This is a genomic window from Epilithonimonas zeae, assembly GCF_023278365.1.
GTDB lineage: Bacteria > Bacteroidota > Bacteroidia > Flavobacteriales > Weeksellaceae > Epilithonimonas > Epilithonimonas zeae_A.
Map to the genome: position 1 here is coordinate 2,372,087 of NZ_CP075338.1, position 17,059 is coordinate 2,389,145.

General features: G+C 36.6%; 23 protein-coding genes. 2 read left to right on the plus strand and 21 right to left on the minus strand.

Annotated elements, in window-relative coordinates:
• Positions 1–15: 15 nt before the first annotated feature.
• The 18 genes from rplR to KI430_RS10685 all read right to left on the minus strand — a co-directional run bounded on the left by rplR (position 16) and on the right by KI430_RS10685 (position 8,455).
• A complete protein-coding gene (rplR, locus tag KI430_RS10600; protein WP_074236359.1) occupies positions 16–369 on the minus strand; it encodes a 50S ribosomal protein L18 in 354 nt (117 codons plus the stop codon).
• 11 nt (positions 370–380) lie between these two features.
• A complete protein-coding gene (rplF, locus tag KI430_RS10605) occupies positions 381–926 on the minus strand; it encodes a 50S ribosomal protein L6 (RefSeq protein ID WP_248874635.1) in 546 nt (181 codons plus the stop codon).
• Between the two features lie 18 nt (positions 927–944).
• Complete coding sequence (rpsH, locus tag KI430_RS10610) at positions 945–1,343, minus strand: 30S ribosomal protein S8 (protein WP_027383307.1); 399 nt, start codon at positions 1,341–1,343, stop codon at positions 945–947.
• A 126-nt stretch (positions 1,344–1,469) separates the two neighbouring features.
• Positions 1,470–1,739 carry a 30S ribosomal protein S14 gene (gene rpsN / locus KI430_RS10615; protein ID WP_248874637.1) on the minus strand — a complete coding sequence of 90 codons (270 nt, stop codon included), beginning with the start codon at positions 1,737–1,739 and terminating at the stop codon, positions 1,470–1,472.
• A gap of 3 nt (positions 1,740–1,742) precedes the next feature.
• Positions 1,743–2,294 carry a 50S ribosomal protein L5 gene (rplE, locus tag KI430_RS10620; protein WP_248874639.1) on the minus strand — a complete coding sequence of 184 codons (552 nt, stop codon included), beginning with the start codon at positions 2,292–2,294 and terminating at the stop codon, positions 1,743–1,745.
• Between the two features lie 10 nt (positions 2,295–2,304).
• Complete coding sequence (rplX, locus tag KI430_RS10625; protein WP_074236355.1) at positions 2,305–2,625, minus strand: 50S ribosomal protein L24; 321 nt, start codon at positions 2,623–2,625, stop codon at positions 2,305–2,307.
• Between the two features lie 18 nt (positions 2,626–2,643).
• Positions 2,644–3,012 (minus strand): 50S ribosomal protein L14, encoded by a 369-nt coding sequence (rplN, locus tag KI430_RS10630; RefSeq protein WP_027383311.1) that lies wholly within the window; start codon positions 3,010–3,012, stop codon positions 2,644–2,646.
• A complete protein-coding gene (gene rpsQ, locus KI430_RS10635) occupies positions 3,012–3,266 on the minus strand; it encodes a 30S ribosomal protein S17 (protein ID WP_015806738.1) in 255 nt (84 codons plus the stop codon). The genes rplN and rpsQ overlap by 1 nt, the downstream gene beginning before the upstream one ends.
• A 12-nt stretch (positions 3,267–3,278) precedes the next feature.
• Positions 3,279–3,464 (minus strand): 50S ribosomal protein L29, encoded by a 186-nt coding sequence (gene rpmC / locus KI430_RS10640; RefSeq protein WP_074236354.1) that lies wholly within the window; start codon positions 3,462–3,464, stop codon positions 3,279–3,281.
• An 11-nt stretch (positions 3,465–3,475) separates the two neighbouring features.
• Positions 3,476–3,901 (minus strand): 50S ribosomal protein L16, encoded by a 426-nt coding sequence (gene rplP, locus KI430_RS10645; RefSeq protein ID WP_074236353.1) that lies wholly within the window; start codon positions 3,899–3,901, stop codon positions 3,476–3,478.
• Positions 3,902–3,979: 78 nt separating this feature from the next.
• Complete coding sequence (rpsC, locus tag KI430_RS10650) at positions 3,980–4,717, minus strand: 30S ribosomal protein S3 (RefSeq protein WP_248874641.1); 738 nt, start codon at positions 4,715–4,717, stop codon at positions 3,980–3,982.
• A gap of 8 nt (positions 4,718–4,725) precedes the next feature.
• Positions 4,726–5,121 (minus strand): 50S ribosomal protein L22, encoded by a 396-nt coding sequence (rplV, locus tag KI430_RS10655; RefSeq protein WP_074236351.1) that lies wholly within the window; start codon positions 5,119–5,121, stop codon positions 4,726–4,728.
• A 2-nt stretch (positions 5,122–5,123) separates the two neighbouring features.
• Positions 5,124–5,402 (minus strand): 30S ribosomal protein S19, encoded by a 279-nt coding sequence (gene rpsS, locus KI430_RS10660; protein ID WP_027383317.1) that lies wholly within the window; start codon positions 5,400–5,402, stop codon positions 5,124–5,126.
• Between the two features lie 2 nt (positions 5,403–5,404).
• Positions 5,405–6,226, minus strand: a complete 822-nt coding sequence (gene rplB, locus KI430_RS10665; RefSeq protein ID WP_074236350.1) for a 50S ribosomal protein L2 — start codon at positions 6,224–6,226, stop codon at positions 5,405–5,407.
• Positions 6,227–6,245: 19 nt separating this feature from the next.
• The gene (gene rplW, locus KI430_RS10670; protein ID WP_074236349.1) at positions 6,246–6,536 is read right to left on the minus strand and encodes a 50S ribosomal protein L23; all 291 of its coding nucleotides are present in this window, start codon (positions 6,534–6,536) and stop codon (positions 6,246–6,248) included.
• A 4-nt stretch (positions 6,537–6,540) separates the two neighbouring features.
• Positions 6,541–7,170 carry a 50S ribosomal protein L4 gene (gene rplD / locus KI430_RS10675; protein WP_074236348.1) on the minus strand — a complete coding sequence of 210 codons (630 nt, stop codon included), beginning with the start codon at positions 7,168–7,170 and terminating at the stop codon, positions 6,541–6,543.
• A complete protein-coding gene (gene rplC, locus KI430_RS10680) occupies positions 7,161–7,787 on the minus strand; it encodes a 50S ribosomal protein L3 (protein WP_248874643.1) in 627 nt (208 codons plus the stop codon). Before rplC ends, rplD begins: the two co-directional genes overlap by 10 nt.
• Positions 7,788–8,002: 215 nt before the next feature.
• Positions 8,003–8,455 carry a low affinity iron permease family protein gene (locus KI430_RS10685; protein WP_248874645.1) on the minus strand — a complete coding sequence of 151 codons (453 nt, stop codon included), beginning with the start codon at positions 8,453–8,455 and terminating at the stop codon, positions 8,003–8,005.
• A gap of 119 nt (positions 8,456–8,574) precedes the next feature.
• Here KI430_RS10685 and KI430_RS10690 point away from each other — a divergent pair, with 119 nt between their 5' ends.
• Entirely contained in the window at positions 8,575–9,564 is a 990-nt protein-coding gene (locus tag KI430_RS10690) for a hypothetical protein (RefSeq protein ID WP_248874646.1), read from the plus strand.
• Positions 9,561–12,077: a hypothetical protein gene (locus KI430_RS10695; RefSeq protein ID WP_248874648.1), complete on the plus strand. Its 2,517-nt coding sequence runs from the start codon at positions 9,561–9,563 to the stop codon at positions 12,075–12,077. Before KI430_RS10690 ends, KI430_RS10695 begins: the two co-directional genes overlap by 4 nt.
• Before the next feature lie 73 nt (positions 12,078–12,150).
• On the opposite strand, the gene KI430_RS10700 is transcribed toward KI430_RS10695, so the two are convergent.
• From KI430_RS10700 to fusA, 3 genes are all read right to left on the minus strand, one after another.
• Positions 12,151–14,379, minus strand: a complete 2,229-nt coding sequence (locus tag KI430_RS10700; RefSeq protein WP_248874650.1) for a zinc-dependent metalloprotease — start codon at positions 14,377–14,379, stop codon at positions 12,151–12,153.
• Positions 14,380–14,617: 238 nt separating this feature from the next.
• On the minus strand, positions 14,618–14,923 hold the full coding sequence (gene rpsJ / locus KI430_RS10705; RefSeq protein WP_002661363.1) for a 30S ribosomal protein S10: 306 nt from the start codon (positions 14,921–14,923) through the stop codon (positions 14,618–14,620).
• A 17-nt stretch (positions 14,924–14,940) separates the two neighbouring features.
• Entirely contained in the window at positions 14,941–17,058 is a 2,118-nt protein-coding gene (gene fusA, locus KI430_RS10710; RefSeq protein ID WP_072953604.1) for an elongation factor G, read from the minus strand.
• Between the last annotated feature and the right edge of the window lies 1 nt (position 17,059).

The window sequence follows — 17,059 nt, forward strand, 5'->3', positions numbered from 1 at the left end:
TCTAGATTTTTAAAATTAGAATTTAAGACCTGCTTCTCTAGCACCGTCAGCAAGAGCTTTCACTCTACCATGATACACAAAACCATTTCTATCAAATACAACACTTTCGATACCTGCTGCTTTAGCTTTAGCTGCGATAGCTTTACCAACTGCTACAGATACTTCTACTTTCGTTCCTTTAGCGTCTACACCTTTCTCTCTAGAAGAAGCTGATACTAATGTTTTACCGTCTTTGTCATCTACCAATTGAGCGTAGATTTCTTTATTACTTTTGAATACAGATAATCTTGGTAATTCTGCAGATCCGGAGATCTTCCCTCTTACTCTTCTTTTGATTCTGATTCGTTTTTCAACTTTTGTTAATGCCATTTTCTTAAATTTTATGCAGATTTACCGGCTTTTCTTCTAATGATTTCGCCCACGAATTTCACACCTTTTCCTTTGTAAGGTTCAGGTTTTCTGAAAGATCTGATCTTAGCAGCCACCATTCCAAGAAGTTGATTATCGTAAGAAGATAATGTAATGATCGGGTTTTTCCCTTTTTCTGTCAATGTATCCAAAGTCACTTCTTTTGGAAGTTCCAATACGATACCGTGAGAAAATCCAAGAGCCAATTCTAATCTTTGGCCATTGTGAGATGCTCTGTATCCAACTCCTACTAGTTCTAATTGCTTAGTGAAACCTGTAGAAGTACCAACAACCATATTGTTGATAAGCGCTCTGTATAAACCGTGAAGCGCTTTATGTTCTTTTGAGTCAGAAGGACGAGTGAACGTAAGTACACCGTCTTCTTGTGAGAAGCTGATTCCTCCTGTAAGCTCCTGAGATAATTCTCCTTTAGGACCTTTAACCGTTACAACACCTTCTTTCTCGGTAACTGTAACTCCAGCAGGAACTTCTATAATTGCTTTACCAATTCTTGACATTTTCCTTGTTTTAAAAAATTAATATACGTAGCAAATTACTTCACCTCCCACTTTCTCTTGTCTCGCTTTTTTATCAGTCATTACTCCTTTAGAAGTAGAGATAATAGCTACACCTAGTCCGTTAAGTACTCTTGGAAGTTCCTCAGAACCTTTGTACTGACGAAGACCTGGTCTAGAAGCTCTTTGAATTGACTTGATAGCAGGCTTGTTTGTTTGCTTATCATACTTCAAAGCGATCTTGATAGCTCCTTGAACTGCATTATCCTCGAACTTGTAGTTCAAGATATAACCTTGGTCAAAAAGAATCTTAGTGATCTCTTTTTTGATTTTCGATGCAGGAATTTCCACCACTTTGTGGCCTGCGCTTTGTGCGTTCCTTACTCTTGTTAGGAAATCTGAAATTGGATCTGTTACCATTTCTTTGTTTTAAATTATTGGTTAATGACAACCAGTATTGAAAAGACTTGAAGATAGAGATATCAGAATCTGACATCTCTATCTTTAGTATCTCAACAACTTAATTGCCTCGATTTTTTTAATTGCTTACCAACTAGCTTTTTTAACTCCTGGGATAAGACCATTGTTAGCCATTTCACGGAAAGTTACTCTGGAAATACCGAATGTTCTCATGTATCCTCTTGGTCTTCCTGTTAGTTTACATCTGTTGTGTAATCTTACAGGAGAAGCATTTTTAGGCAATTTCTGTAATGCTTCATAATCTCCAGCTTCTTTCAAAGCTCTTCTTTTTTCAGCATATTTAGCTACAGTAGCTTCTCTTTTGCGCTCACGCGCTTTCATTGATTCTTTAGCCATCTCTTAGTTCTTTTTGAAAGGTAAACCGAAGTGAGTTAATAATGATTTTGCTTCTTTATCAGTTTTCGCAGTTGTTACGAAAGTGATGTCCATCCCTTGGATTTTTTTCACTTTGTCAATCACGATCTCTGGGAAGATAATCTGCTCAGTAATACCTAAGTTGTAGTTACCTCTTCCGTCAAATCCTTCAGCTTTGATTCCAGAAAAATCTCTAATTCTTGGAAGTGCAGAAGAAGTTAATCTATCTAAGAATTCATACATTTTATCAGCTCTTAGAGTAACTCTAGCTCCGATTGGCATACCTTTTCTTAGTTTGAAAGCAGCCTCATCTTTTTTAGATAGAGTACCTACTGCTTTTTGTCCAGTGATAGCAGTCAATTCTTCTACAGCATAATCCACGATTTTTTTATCTTGAACAGCTGCACCAAGTCCTTGGCTTACAACGATTTTCTCCAATCTAGGAACCTGCATAACAGATTTGTACCCAAATTCTTCCATCATTGCAGGAACAATTTTCTCTTTATATTGTTGTTTTGGTCTTACTATATATTCCATCGTAATTTAATTATAAAGTTTCACCGGTAGTTTTAGCTACTCTTACTTTTTTATCTCCGTCTACTTTGTAACCTGCTTTAGTAGCTTTACCGTTTTTGTCAACTAGTGCTACGTTTGAGATATGTAAAGAAGCTTCTTTTTCTACAATCCCACCTTGAGGGTTAGAAGCAGATGGCTTAACGTGTTTTTTCACGATGTTTACACCAGCAACTACAACTCTTGGATCTTTACCTTCTTTTTTGATTACTTCAAGAACTTCACCTTTACTACCTTTATTTTTTCCAGTAGTAACTAGTACATTATCTCCTCTTTTTATTTTAACTTTTGTCATTTTCTTAAAATTTTAAAATTAAAGTACTTCAGGAGCTAATGAAATTACTTTCATATATTCTTTATCTCTCAACTCACGAGCAACTGGTCCGAAAACACGAGTTCCTCTCATTTCACCAGCAGCGTTTAGAAGTACGCAAGCATTGTCTTCGAATTTGATGTAAGATCCATCTTTTCTTCTAACTGCTTTTTTAGTTCTTACTACAACTGCTTTAGAAACTTGTCCTTTTTTTGCATTACCTGATGGTGTAGAATCTTTGATAGTTACAACGATTTTATCACCAACTGAAGCATATCTTCTTCTAGTACCACCTAGAACTCTGATCACTAGTACTTCTTTTGCACCTGTGTTATCAGCAACTTTTAGTCTTGATTCGGTTTGTAACATTATTTAGCTTTTTCTATGATTCTTACTAATCTCCATCTTTTGCTCTTGCTCAAAGGTCTAGTTTCAGTGATTAAAACTGTATCTCCTTCTGTGCACTCATTGTTCTCATCGTGTGCAGTATATTTTTTCGTTTTCAAAACGAATTTACCGTACATTGGATGTTTTACTCTGGTAGTTTCGCTAACAACAATAGTTTTTTCCATTTTATTGCTGGAAACTATTCCAATACGTTCTTTTCTTAAATTTCTGTCCATTGTAAAAAGGAATTATTGTTTGTTAGTTAACTCTGTGTTAAGTCTTGCAATCGTTTTTCTCAAATCTCTGATCTGAATTGGATTTTCAACTGGGCTAATTCTGTGAGCTAATTTCAATTTTGAATAGTTAGCTTTAGCTTCAGCCAATTGTACGTTGATATCCTCTACGCTTAAATTCTTGATGTCAGCTTTTTTCATTTTAATAGAGATTATTGAGGTTTAACGAAATCGTTTGCAACTACGAACTTAGTAACGATTGGTAACTTCTGAGCAGCAAGCCTAAGAGCTTCTTTTGCAACTTCATAAGGTACACCACCAAGTTCGAACATTATTTTACCAGGTTTTACTACAGCTACCCAATATTCTACAGCTCCTTTACCTTTACCCATACGTACTTCCGCTGGCTTTTTGGTAATAGGTTTGTCTGGGAAAATTTTGATCCATAGTTGACCTTCTCTTTTCATATATCTTGTAGCAGCAATACGAGCTGCTTCAATTTGTCTTGCAGTAACCCAAGCTCCCTCAGTCGCTTTGATTCCGAATGTTCCGTATGCAAGTTGATTACCTCTTTGAGCAATCCCCTTCATTTTCATCTTATGAACTCTACGGAATTTGGTTCTTTTTGGTTGTAACATAATTTCTTAAATTTTAGATTTTAGAATTTAGATTTTAAAAAAGTAACGGTCATTTAAAAACTATCCTCTAAAATTTTATTAATTATTTCTTCTTGGTTTTCTGTCTCCTCTTTCTCCTCTGTCGTTTCTCTCGTTTCTACCGCCAGCAGGTGCTTTTTTCTGTTGTCCTATAAGTGGAGTAAGGTCTCTTTTACCGTAAACCTCTCCTTTCATAATCCAAACTTTAACACCTAACTTACCGTATTGAGTCAATGCTTCACCGATGTGATAATCGATATCTGCACGGAAAGTAGATAAAGGAATTCTTCCTTCTTTGAAGTTTTCAGAACGTGCCATTTCAGCGCCGTTCAATCTTCCAGAGATTTGAACTTTGATTCCTTCTGCACCCATTCTCATTGTAGAAGCGATAGCCATTTTCACAGCTCTTCTGTAAGAGATACGGTTTTCAATTTGTTTAGCAATGCTATCAGCAACTAAAACTGCATCTAACTCAGGTCTTTTGATTTCGAAAATATTGATTTGAATATCCTTACCTGTAAGTTTCTTCAATTCTTCTTTCAATTTATCAACCTCTTGTCCACCTTTACCGATGATCAAACCTGGTCTTGCTGTAGTGATTGTAACTGTTACTAATTTAAGTGTTCTCTCAATATAAATTTTTGAGATACCACCCTTAGATAATCTTGCTTCAAGGTATCTTCTGATTTTGTAGTCTTCCGCGATTCTGTCTCCATAATCGTTTCCGCCAAACCAGTTAGAATCCCATCCTCTGATGATACCTAATCTGTTACCAATTGGATTTGTCTTCTGTCCCATACCTTGAATTAATTTTTAGTACCTAAGATTAATGTAATGTGGTTTGATCTTTTTCTGATTCTGTAACCTCTACCTTGTGGCGCTGGTCTTAGTCTCTTCAATTGTCTTGCACTGTCTACAAATATTTCTTTAACGATTAGGTTAGCCTCTTCGATATCAGCACCTTCGTTTTTTGACTGCCAGTTTGCGATAGCAGAAAGCAATACTTTTTCTAATTTATTAGAAGCGTCTTTCTTAGAATATTTAAGAATAGATAAAGCTTTTTCTACCTCTACTCCTCTAATGATATCAGCAACTAATCTCATTTTTCTTGGAGAAGATGGGCAATCGTTGTGTAACGCTTTTGCTACATCTTGGTTTGCTATTTTACGTGCTAATGCACTTTCTCTTTTTCTTGATCCCATGATTATCTACCGCCTTTATTTTTGTTACCACCGTGACCTCTGAAAGATCTTGTCGGAGAAAATTCGCCTAATTTGTGTCCAACCATGTTTTCTGTAACATAAACAGGAATAAAAGATTTCCCATTGTGTACAGCGATAGTTTGACCTACAAAGTCTGGAGAAATCATAGATGCTCTAGACCAAGTTTTGATTACAGTCTTCTTACCAGACTCTACATTTGCCTGAACCTTCTTATCTAAAGTATGATGAATGAATGGTCCTTTTTTAAGTGATCTTGCCATAATTATTTTCTTTTAGATACGATGTAACGGTTAGACACTTTGTTTTTCTTTCTAGTTTTGTAACCTTTAGCCGGCATACCGTTTCTAGATCTTGGGTGACCTCCAGAAGAACGTCCTTCACCACCTCCCATTGGGTGATCAACCGGGTTCATTACTACTGGTCTTGTTCTTGGTCTTCTACCTAACCATCTGCTTCTACCAGCCTTACCTGATACAGTTAACTGATGATCTGAGTTAGAAACAGAGCCAACCATTGCGATACATTCTGTAAGAATCATTCTAGATTCACCAGAAGGTAACTTAACGATTGCATATTTTCCATCTCTAGAAGTTAATTGAGCTGAAGAACCAGCACTTCTTGCTAAGATCGCACCTTGACCAGGCTTCAATTCGATACAAGAGATTACAGTACCCAATGGAATATTTTTCAATTTCATTGCGTTACCTACATTTGGCTCTACATTCTCTCCAGAAACAATCTTCTGATCAACTTTGATCCCGTTTGGAGCGATGATATATCTTTTCTCTCCGTCTGCATACTCCACCAAAGCGATGAAAGCAGTTCTATTTGGATCGTACTCTACAGTTTTTACCGTAGCTTCAACATCGAATTTGTTTCTTTTGAAGTCGATAATTCTGTATTTCTTTTTGTGTCCACCGCCGGTGTAACGCATGGTCATTTTACCAGTTTGGTTACGTCCACCTGACTTTTTAATACCAACTGTTAGAGATTTCTCTGGTTTGTTGGTAGTAATTTCCTCAAAGTTATTAACAACTCTGAATCTCTGTCCCGGGGTGATAGGTTTTAATTTTCTAACAGACATTACTATTATTTATAATTAATTAATTTGTTGCGAAAATATCAATAACTTCTCCAGCAGCTAGTGTTACCACAGCTTTTTTCAATTTATTGGTCTTTCCAACTTGAAGTCCTTTTTTTGTATGTTTAGCAGAAACTTTAGGCGCATAAATCATCGTTCTAACGTCCGCTACTTTTACACCGTAAGCTGCTTCTACAGCACCTTTAATCTGGATCTTGTTTGCTTTTGGAGCAACCAAGAAAGAATAAGCACCTCTTAGATCTGTAAGATAGTTTGCTTTTTCTGAAATAATTGGTTTAATAATAAGTGACATTGATTTATTTCTTTAAGTTGTCCTGAAATTTTTCTACTGCACCTTCTAAGAAGATAATCTCACCTGCGTTGATCAAATCATAAGAAGAAATCTCGTTATAATTCAACACTCTTGTTTTAGGCAAGTTTCTTGAAGATAAATATACATTCTTGTTAGCCTCAGGAAGTACGAATAATGATTTCTTACCTGTAAGAGTCAAAGCATCCAACAAAGTGATGAATTCTTTGGTCTTAGGAGCATCAAAACTCAAGTTCTCTAAAACTTTGATACTGTTATCTCTCAATTTTTGAGACAAAACAGATTTTTTAGCCAATCTCTTAAGCGCTTTGTTCAATTTGAATCTGTAGTCTCTTGGCTTTGGACCAAAAACTCTACCTCCACCTTTGAAAGTTGGGGACTTGATATCACCATATCTCGCAGATCCTGAACCTTTTTGCTTTTTAAGCTTTCTTGTAGAAGCAGTAATTTCGCTTCTTTCTTTTGATTTATGAGTACCTTGACGCTGTGCAGCAAGATATTGCTTAACCTCTAAGTAAACCGCGTGCTGATTTGGCTCAATTCCGAAAACTGTTTCGTCAAGAGTTACTTTTCTTCCGGTTTCTTTTCCTGATGTATTTAATACTACTAGTTCCATTTCTTGATAATTACATAAGAATTTTTAGCTCCCGGAACAGCACCTTTTACTACTAAAAGATTTTGCTCTTCATCTACTTTTAACACTTGAAGGTTTTGAACAGTTACCTGCTTACCTCCCATTCTACCAGCCATTCTCATCCCTTTGAATACTCTCGAAGGATCCGATCCAGCACCGATAGAACCTGGAGCTCTAAGTCTGTTGTGCTGCCCGTGAGTTGCTTGCATTACACCTCCAAAACCGTGTCTTTTAACAACACCTTGGAAACCTTTACCTTTAGAAGTCCCTGTTACATCCACATATTCACCTTCTGCAAACATGTTAACTTCTACTAAATCTCCTGTTTTAACATCGTGTTCGAATGCATTTCTGAATTCTACTAACTTAGCTTTAGGAGCTGAACCAGCCTTTTTGAAATGACCAGCTAACGCTTTACCAACGTTCTTCTCACTCTTGTCATCGAAACCTAGTTGTACGGCAACATACCCGTCAACCTCTTCGGTTCTGACCTGTAAAACCGAGCATGGACCTGCTTGAATAACTGTACAAGGAATGTTTTTTCCTTCTTCGCTAAACAAAGATGTCATACCGATTTTTTTACCAATAATACCTGACATTATTTATATATATCTATTATATTTAAACTTAGCATTTTAGCGGGTTTCGTAATATTCTATGTCTGAAATAGGCATACTCCTTCCCTAAAATGAGTGTGCAAATTTATGAATATTTTTTATATTGACAAATAAATATTCAGAAATTATTTGATTTTTTGTGAGTTACGAGATTTTGGTAAAAAATTCTCTTTTTGACTAAGGTTAAAATGTCAGATTTATAATTCCGGATTTGCATCGTTGTATTTGCTATGGTGTTTTTTCTCCGCAGCATCTATAGAATAACATTTATGAATATTCTCTCTTTGCTTGGACAGCTCTGCAATTTTCACAAAATAAGCGTGTAGCTGATCCAACTCTTTTTCCGTCAGATCTTCTATATCTACCATTCTGTTGCTGGCCTGTTTACTCGCTGCGATGAGTTCATTCAGTTTTAATTGGATCGCTTTTCCATCTTTGTTCTGAGCTTTTTGGATTAAGAAAACCATCAGGAATGTAATAATCGTAGTTCCGGTATTGATTACCAGCTGCCAAGTTTCTGAATAATTGAAAACTGGACCACTTACTGCCCACAATAACACAATCAAAACAGCTCCTATAAAGGCGTATGAACTGCCAGTGAAATTAGTAGCCCAATTGGAAAATTTTTCGAAGAGATTTTTATTGTTCATTTTTTTTATTTTCAAAGTTAGACATTCGGGTGGATTATGAGATGGAATTTATTTTCCGGCTTTTACTTTTAATCTTTCATTTTAATTATTAATATTAGACTTCTTAATTATAAGTGTCTATGAAAAGTATTTTGCAGTGTCTGATTTGTATTTTGCTTCTGACCAATTGCAGTAAAACCAACAACAATCACGATTATGGTTTCTACTATTGGCGATCGACTTTTAATCTCAACAAAAAGGAACAGCAAACACTCAATAAATGTAAAGTGGAGAATCTCTACACAAGATTCTTTGATATTGTTAAACAGAATGACCAATTTTTAGAAGTTGGGATTATTAATATCAACAAAGAAATTTCGACTGACAAAAAAATCGTTCCCGTTATTTTCATCACAAATGAGACTTGGTTCAATATCAAACCAAATGATATCCGGTTTTTGGCTGATAAGATTAATGAACGTATTAATAAAATCCATTCAAATCATAAGCTTAATCTTGAAAACGAAATCCAAATCGACAGCGACTGGACAGCTTCTACAAAAAATGATTATTTTAAATTTCTGCAAACACTGAAACAAATTTCGAAGAAAAATATCACTTGCACGCTTCGGCTTCATCAGGTGAAAGATAAATTGCAAACCGGAATTCCGCCGGTTGATAAAATGTATCTAATGTGCTACGCCACGTCTTCGCCATTGGAAAATCAAATTGAAAACTCAATTCTGGATGTAAGAACTTTGAAGTCCTATCTGCGAAATCTGGAGGATTACCCTTTAAAACTGGATATCGCCTTGCCTATTTACTCTTGGGGAATCGTGACCAATCATCTTGGAAAGAAAAAGCTGATTAATGCATTAACGGCAGAGGAATTGATGCAAAATAAAAACTTCAAAACAATCAATAAAAATAACTTCGAAGTTTTGAAAGACGATTTCTATTTTGGACTTTATCTTAATAAAGGTTTCAAAATTAAAATCGAGGAGATTGCCGAAAAAGACATTATAGAAAGTCTTAATTTTATAGATGAAAAGCTAAACTATCCATTCCATATTATTTACTATCATTTAGACGAGCGATTCACCAAAAACTATAACACCCTTTTCCAATGAAAAAAATATTAATCACCGCTACCATATTTTTAGGATTCAACCAAAATTACAATGCTTGTGGCTGGTATGACCCAGATTATGATTATTTCAATCTGTTTGCGCAGGACATTATTCATAACAAAACCTATGAGCCTTTTCTTCTTACGTACAGCAGTCATTTTTACGGTTATAATTATGATGAAAAGCTTGACAAAAATGTTCCGGATGAGAATATAGAATCCTGGGTTATATATTTTGACAACAAATTGACTTATGACGAAACCAAAGCCCTTATCACAAAGGTCGATATCAAACATCTGAATAACCTAAAGAAAGGACAACTCACGCATCAGCTCTTCCAAAAACTGGGAAAAGGTTTTTATACCAAATATCAGGAAGCGATGGATTATCTGATTCAAGCGAAGTATATGGAACCTTACATGCGTATCAATTATGTTGAGAATCCTGATTCCTATTCTTACCGGACAAGCGATCCTAAAGACAAAAATGCGACTCAACTGAATTATGCTAAAACCAACGCAGCCTTAATTTCACTTTACAAAGCTGCTACCAATCCGGAAATCAAATTGAGATATGCGTACCAAATCGTTCGCTTTAATCATTACTCCAGAAAATACAAATCTGCTGTGGACGCTTTCCAAACTTACGTGGAACCATTGAAGCTGAAAAACCATATGTACTATTATGCACTCGACCAAAAAGCAGGTGCAGAACGCGGGCTGAACCAATTGGACAAAGCTAACTGGGATTTTTTCCAAGTGTTTAAGAATACGAAGAATAAGAAAGAAAGTGCTTACAACTCTATGTTTTTGGCGACAGATAAAGACTTCAACAAAATCTTAGCACAGGCCAAAACGCCGGAAGACAAGAATATGGCTTACTTTCTCCTGGCTTACAACTCTTTCAACAACCCAGTTCCGATTATGAATAAAATGATTGCGAACAACACAGAATCAGATATTTTGAAGGTTTTAACTGTGCGCGCTATTAATCAGCTGGAGAGGAATTATTTGGTGGTGAATCCTTACTGCAATGATGACCAATGCGAGCACTTCCGAAACAAAAGATTGCCCGTCTACGCGCCAGACAATTATTCGGAGGAAAGCAAAGACTTTGCTAAGGATTTGGAAGCAACCATCGTATCAGCCAAAAACAAACAAGGCAATGATGAGTTCTGGCAAATCTGCGAAGCTTATATTAAATTCCTGAATACCGATTACAAAGGAAGTCAAACCATCCTGTCTCAAATCAAAACCACAGACAAGCAATATCTGGCAGAAATAGATAAATTCAAAATGCTGAATGAAATTGTTTCTCAGCCAACCATCACACCGGCATTTGAAAATCTGATCATGAAAAAGTACGCCACCATTTTTGAGGAAAAAGTTCAAACCAAAAACTGGGAAACTATGCCGGCTACCAAAGATTTTGTGCTCGACATCTTGGCCAACCGCTACTTTATAGAAAAGCAGGATGCCAAATCTTTTCTGATGAACAACAGCCTTTCCGATCTGCAGTACAACCCGAACTCAGATTTGGTGAGAAAGGTAGAAGCTTTCTATAAGAAGTCTAACAAAACCGCTTTGGAAAATTACCTCGTGAAGAAAATGGAAGATGTAGCCGATCCGGAGTCTTTCTTCAATGTGATCTATGGCGACCGAGCGATGCGATTGGCGGATTTCCAAAAAGCACAGGAGTATTACCAGAAAGCCAAAAATTTCAAAGGTATCCCAAGACTGGTATATGAATGGAACAAAGATGGCACAAGCTATGTCCAGAAACCTATGACTTTTGAGAATGGTGTTTATAATGGTTTTAATAATATTTCGAGTCTCGTTTTCGGGTATAATGTTTGGGAGAGTTTCCAGAGTAAGCCAGAAGAATCTATGAAAGCAGAAGGTCTTTCCAACTTCCCATTCATTAAAAACAAAATGAACAAAGTAGAGTTGGCAGATGCTGTAATCCAACTTGAAAATATAGGAAAAGGGAATGACGACAAAGCCAGACTAGCGAATCAGTTGTTGGGGAATCTGCTTTACAATACTTCGGTTCTTGGTTATTTTCGTGAGTTGTTTGTAATGGATGTTGATAATTATAATGGTCCTAAGTTTGAGTTTGGGAACGAGCTGCAATCACCATTTTACCTTTATTACAAAAACTTCTCCCGCAGAAGTTATGTAGAAGCGGACAACTTTGACATCGCTATCAATTACTACAAAAAAGCACTGAACTTGTCAAAGGATAAAGAGAACCAAGCCAGAATCCTATTCCAGATGGCAAGCGCTGAGCAAGGCAAATATTACCAGTGGGCAGCCAACAATCCACTGAAGATAGAATACAACGATCCGAACTATGATGAAAAATACAAGCAAAAAGAATTGCTGTTCAACAAAACCAAGAATGATAAATACAGAACAGCGTTTGCTCAGTTGAAAGCCGACTATAGTCAGACCGCTACTTATAAAAATCTCCAAAGCAGTTGTCTGTATTTTGGGTATTATACCAAAAAGTAAGATTGATTTTGATTAATGAAAAAGCCGCCTCAGATTTTGAGGCGGCTTTTGGTTTAAATAAGATTGTGTTATATTATTGCTTAACGAATTTCGTTTTAACAACTGTTCCGTTATCATCGATATTGATGAAGTAAACACCTTTCGTCAATTGGTTTACTGATACTTTTCCTGTAGCCAAAGTTCCTCTGGAAACCACTTGTCCAGCAGCATTGAAAATCTCGTAAGATGAAGTTGAGGAAACGTTAGAAACATTCAAAACATCTTTTACCGGGTTAGGGTAAACTTGTACTGATTTTTTGTTTACATCATTAACAGCTAATTCAGTTTTAGTAATCGTAAAGTTTGCATCAGAAACATCAAAGAAAATATTACCGTTAGCTTTTACCATAATTCTTGCAGTAGTAGTATCTATATTCGGAAGGATTACAGATTCTGACCCATCATTAGGAACAGATGTTGCTAAAGCAGACCAAGTTGTACCGCCATCTGTAGAAATAAGGATATCAACATTAGCACAATTTACAGGAGCTGCAGTAGTAGATGCCACATCCCAAGTTACTGTTTGTGTGCTGGCACCAGCATAAGTTACTGCTGTGTTCGGAACTGTCACTTTAAACGGACCAGAAGCTGCATTAACAGTTACTTTCATATCATCATAAGCATTTGCTCCTCCACCAGTTTTATTATCTCTTACAGTTAATCTGAAATTAAGAGTTCTTGCTACATTTGGAAGATATTCTACGTTCAATTCTGTTCCAACTGTAAATAAACTTCCTGCTAAAACGGTAGTCATATTTGGGAAATATCTTGTTGGTGAAGTTGTTGGTAAGTAAGATCTGAAATTAACACCAGATGTCTTGGTTGCCGTTGGGTTAGCAGTAGTGGAGTTTTGAAGATCAAATTGTTCCCAGTCATAAGTAAGCGCATCGCCATTGGCATCTGTAGCAGAACCAGTCAATGCAAAAGGTGTACTCTTAGGAATAGTATAATCTGCACCTGCATTTGCAACAGGAGCCGCATTGCCTGTAGCCGTATTTACACCGCAATTGCCGGCTGTACTTTTCATATAATTTGTAATATCTCTAATAGATGCAGAGTGGAAATAAGCGTCAGAATGTGGCTGAACATCCTTACTTGTAATACCCGCATAGCCCATTATCGTAGAACCAGAACCTGGCTCCATCTGGGAAGGATTACCTTCCGCACCGTGAGTAAAGGTGTGCCATCCACCAAATTGATGTCCAATTTCGTGTGCAACATAATCAATATCAAAATTATCTCCAGATGGAGCACCAGAACCTGGAGAAGTAAATCCTTGCCCTTTGTGATCATACCATCCGTATGTAGAATTATATGTATTAGTACTATTACATACACATCCGATACATCCTGCTGATCCACCACCGCCAGAACGTCCAAATAAATGTCCTATATCATATTTTGCATCGCCGATCCCGTAGGTTGTGCCCATCAAAACAGCTTTTAATTCATCATTCCAAGCACCAGAAGCTCCAGTAGAGGCTGGTGAATATGGGTCTGTACTAGAATTAGTAAAGATAATATTTTCTTCCTCGGCAATTAGATTCATATGAATTGCAAACTCATTTTCAAAAACACCGTTTACACGGGTCATTGTTGTATTCATTCTAGCTAATGCGTTCGCAACAGATCCAGCCCAAGCGCCATATTCTCCTGTACAAGAAAGTGCTAGTCTATAAGTTCTCAATAATCCATCATCCGCACTTTTGCTATCTGCATTTTGAGAATTGCCTTTTACCGTATTTGGAAGTTTACATTCAAATTCTTTGGCTATACCTTTATCATCTGTTCTTTTGAAAACAACATATGAGGATAAATCTGTTGCATAAGGTTCTATGATATCCATAGTTTTATCACTATGCATTTCCATAGTAGACAATCCAAGAGGAGAAACACTGAAATAAATTTTAGAATTTCCAAATACACTTTCTCCAACATACGAACGAATATCCGTATATTTTGCCTGCAAAGCTGGTTCGAAATTCGACTTTTCATAGATTCTGAAATCTTCGAATTCGCCATTAGAGTCTGGGAAGCTCACAATAATTTTTGATTTTACATACTCCGTACTCTTGGGTGCACCTTGTAACGTATTTTTCAATGCTGTATAATCCAAAGCATACAAACTTGGATTTTTAAGAAACTGCTTACCTTCTTCAACAGCAGATTTGTTTGAAACAGTTGTTTTTTTCCACAACTTTCCAGTTTGCGCAACTCCAGCTAGGGAAACTGAAATCAACGCAAATGATAAAACTTTCTTCATATTTTTAAAATTAAGTCGACAAATGTAATATTTTATTATCAATATATTGTTAATTTTAAAATAACATTATAATTTTAACAAATTAATTTAATGTATCTATAAAATTATACTGTTTTGATAAAAATTCTAAATATAATTTTAAGTTTATTTTAAGGTATCATAATTTATTACTAACAAAAAATCCCTCTTCTTTCGAAAAGGGATTTATATCAATATGATAAGCCAAAAGGCTCGATTATCACACTTTAATTTCTACGTCAACTCCTGAAGGAAGTTCTAATTTCATTAGAGCATCAACAGTTTTAGAAGAAGAAGAGTAGATATCCATTAGTCTCTTGTGAGCTGATAATTGGAACTGCTCTCTTGCTTTCTTGTTTACGTGCGGAGATCTCAACACTGTGAAGATTCTCTTGTTCGTTGGCAATGGAATTGGACCGTTTACAACAGCACCGGTAGCCTTTACCGTTTTTACGATTTTCTCAGCAGACTTGTCTACCAAGTTATAATCGTAAGATTTAAGTTTTATTCTGATTCTTTGTGACATTTCTTGTACTTTAAAAATTAACCTTTTGCTTTAGCGATGATCTCGTCAGCAACGTTTTGAGGAGTAGCCTGGTATTTCTCTAATTCCATAGAAGAAGTAGCTCTTCCTGATGAAAGTGTTCTTAGAGTTGTAACATATCCAAACATTTCAGAAAGTGGAACTGAACCTTTAATTACAACAGCACCGTTCTTTTCTTCCTGACCACTGATCGTACCTCTTCTCTTGTTAAGGTCACCAATGATGTTACCCATATATTCTTCTGGAGTTACAACCTCCAATTTCATAATAGGCTCCATAATTACCGGCTTAGCAGCACGTCCCGCTTCTTTGAATCCTAATTTAGCAGCCATTTCGAAAGAAAGTGCATCAGAATCCACCGCGTGGAAAGATCCATCTTTAAGAGTAACTTTAATACCTTCAACTTCGAAACCAGCCAATGGACCGTTCTTCATTGCAGCTTTAAATCCTTTTTCAATTGCAGGAACAAATTCTCTAGGAACGTTACCACCTTTGATCTCATTGATGAATTCTAAACCAACTTTACCTTCGTCTGCAGGTCCTAGTTCAAATACGATATCAGCAAATTTACCTTTACCACCAGACTGCTTTTTGTAAACTTCTCTGTGGCTGGCAACTTTTGTTAAGTTTTCTTTGTACTCTACCTGAGGTTGTCCTTGGTTTACTTCAACCTTGAACTCTCTTTTCATACGGTCTACAATGATATCTAAGTGAAGCTCACCCATACCAGAGATGATCGTTTGTCCAGAAGCCTCGTCAGTTCTCACTGTAAACGTAGGATCTTCTTCAGCCAATTTAGCTAGAGCGTTACCCATTTTATCCTGGTCAGCCTTAGTTTTAGGCTCAACAGCGATACCAATTACCGGATCAGGGAAAACCATCGATTCAAGAACGATTGGGTTTTTCTCGTCACACATTGTATCACCAGTTTTGATAGACTTGAATCCTACAGCAGCACCAATATCACCAGCTTCAATATATTCTACCGGGTTTTGCTTGTTAGCGTGCATCTGATAGATTCTAGAGATTCTTTCTTTATCTCCTGAACGAGTGTTCAAGATATAAGAACCTGCATCTAGTCTTCCAGAGTAAGCTCTGAAGAATGCTAATCTTCCTACGAAAGGATCGGTAGCAATTTTAAATGCTAATGCTGCGAAAGGCTCATCTACAGATGGCTTTCTTGTAATTTCAGCATCAGTTCTTGGGTCAGTACCTTTGATATCATCTTTATCCAATGGAGAAGGCAAATATTTACATACTGCATCCAACATAAACTGTACTCCTTTGTTCTTGAATGAAGAACCACAAGTCATTGGGATAATAGATAAGTCGATAGTAGCAGCTCTCAATGCAGCATTGATTTCTTCTTCTGTAATTGAATCCGGATCTTCGAAGAATTTCTCCATCAAAGTTTCGTCATATTCAGAAACAGCTTCTACTAATTTCTCTCTGTATTCAAGAACTTCATCCTTCATATCTTCCGGAATTGGAACTACCTCGAAAGTAGCACCTTGTCCAGCTTCATCCCAGATGATCGCTCTGTTTTTAATTAAGTCAACTACACCTTTGAAATCCTCTTCAGCACCGATTGGTAAAACGATTGGAACTGCGTTTGATCCTAACATTTCTTTAACCTGGTTTACCACGTTAAGGAAGTCAGCACCTTGTCTGTCCATTTTGTTTACGAATCCCATTCTAGCAACTTTGTAGTTGTCAGCAAGTCTCCAGTTTGTTTCAGACTGAGGCTCTACTCCATCTACTGCAGAGAATAAGAATACCAATCCATCCAATACTCTCAAAGATCTGTTTACTTCTACAGTGAAGTCAACGTGTCCCGGTGTATCGATGATGTTGAAGTGGTAAGGTTTAGTTTCTGGAAGTGGTTTTCCCTGGTCTGTTGGGAAATTCCAAGAACAAGTAGTTGCAGCAGAAGTAATAGTAATACCTCTTTCTGCTTCCTGCTCCATCCAGTCCATTGTAGAAGCACCATCGTGAACTTCTCCAATCTTGTGGTTTACACCTGTATAGAATAAAATCCTTTCTGTAGTGGTAGTTTTACCTGCATCAATGTGAGCAGCAATACCAATATTTCTTGTAAATTTAAGATCTCTTCCCATT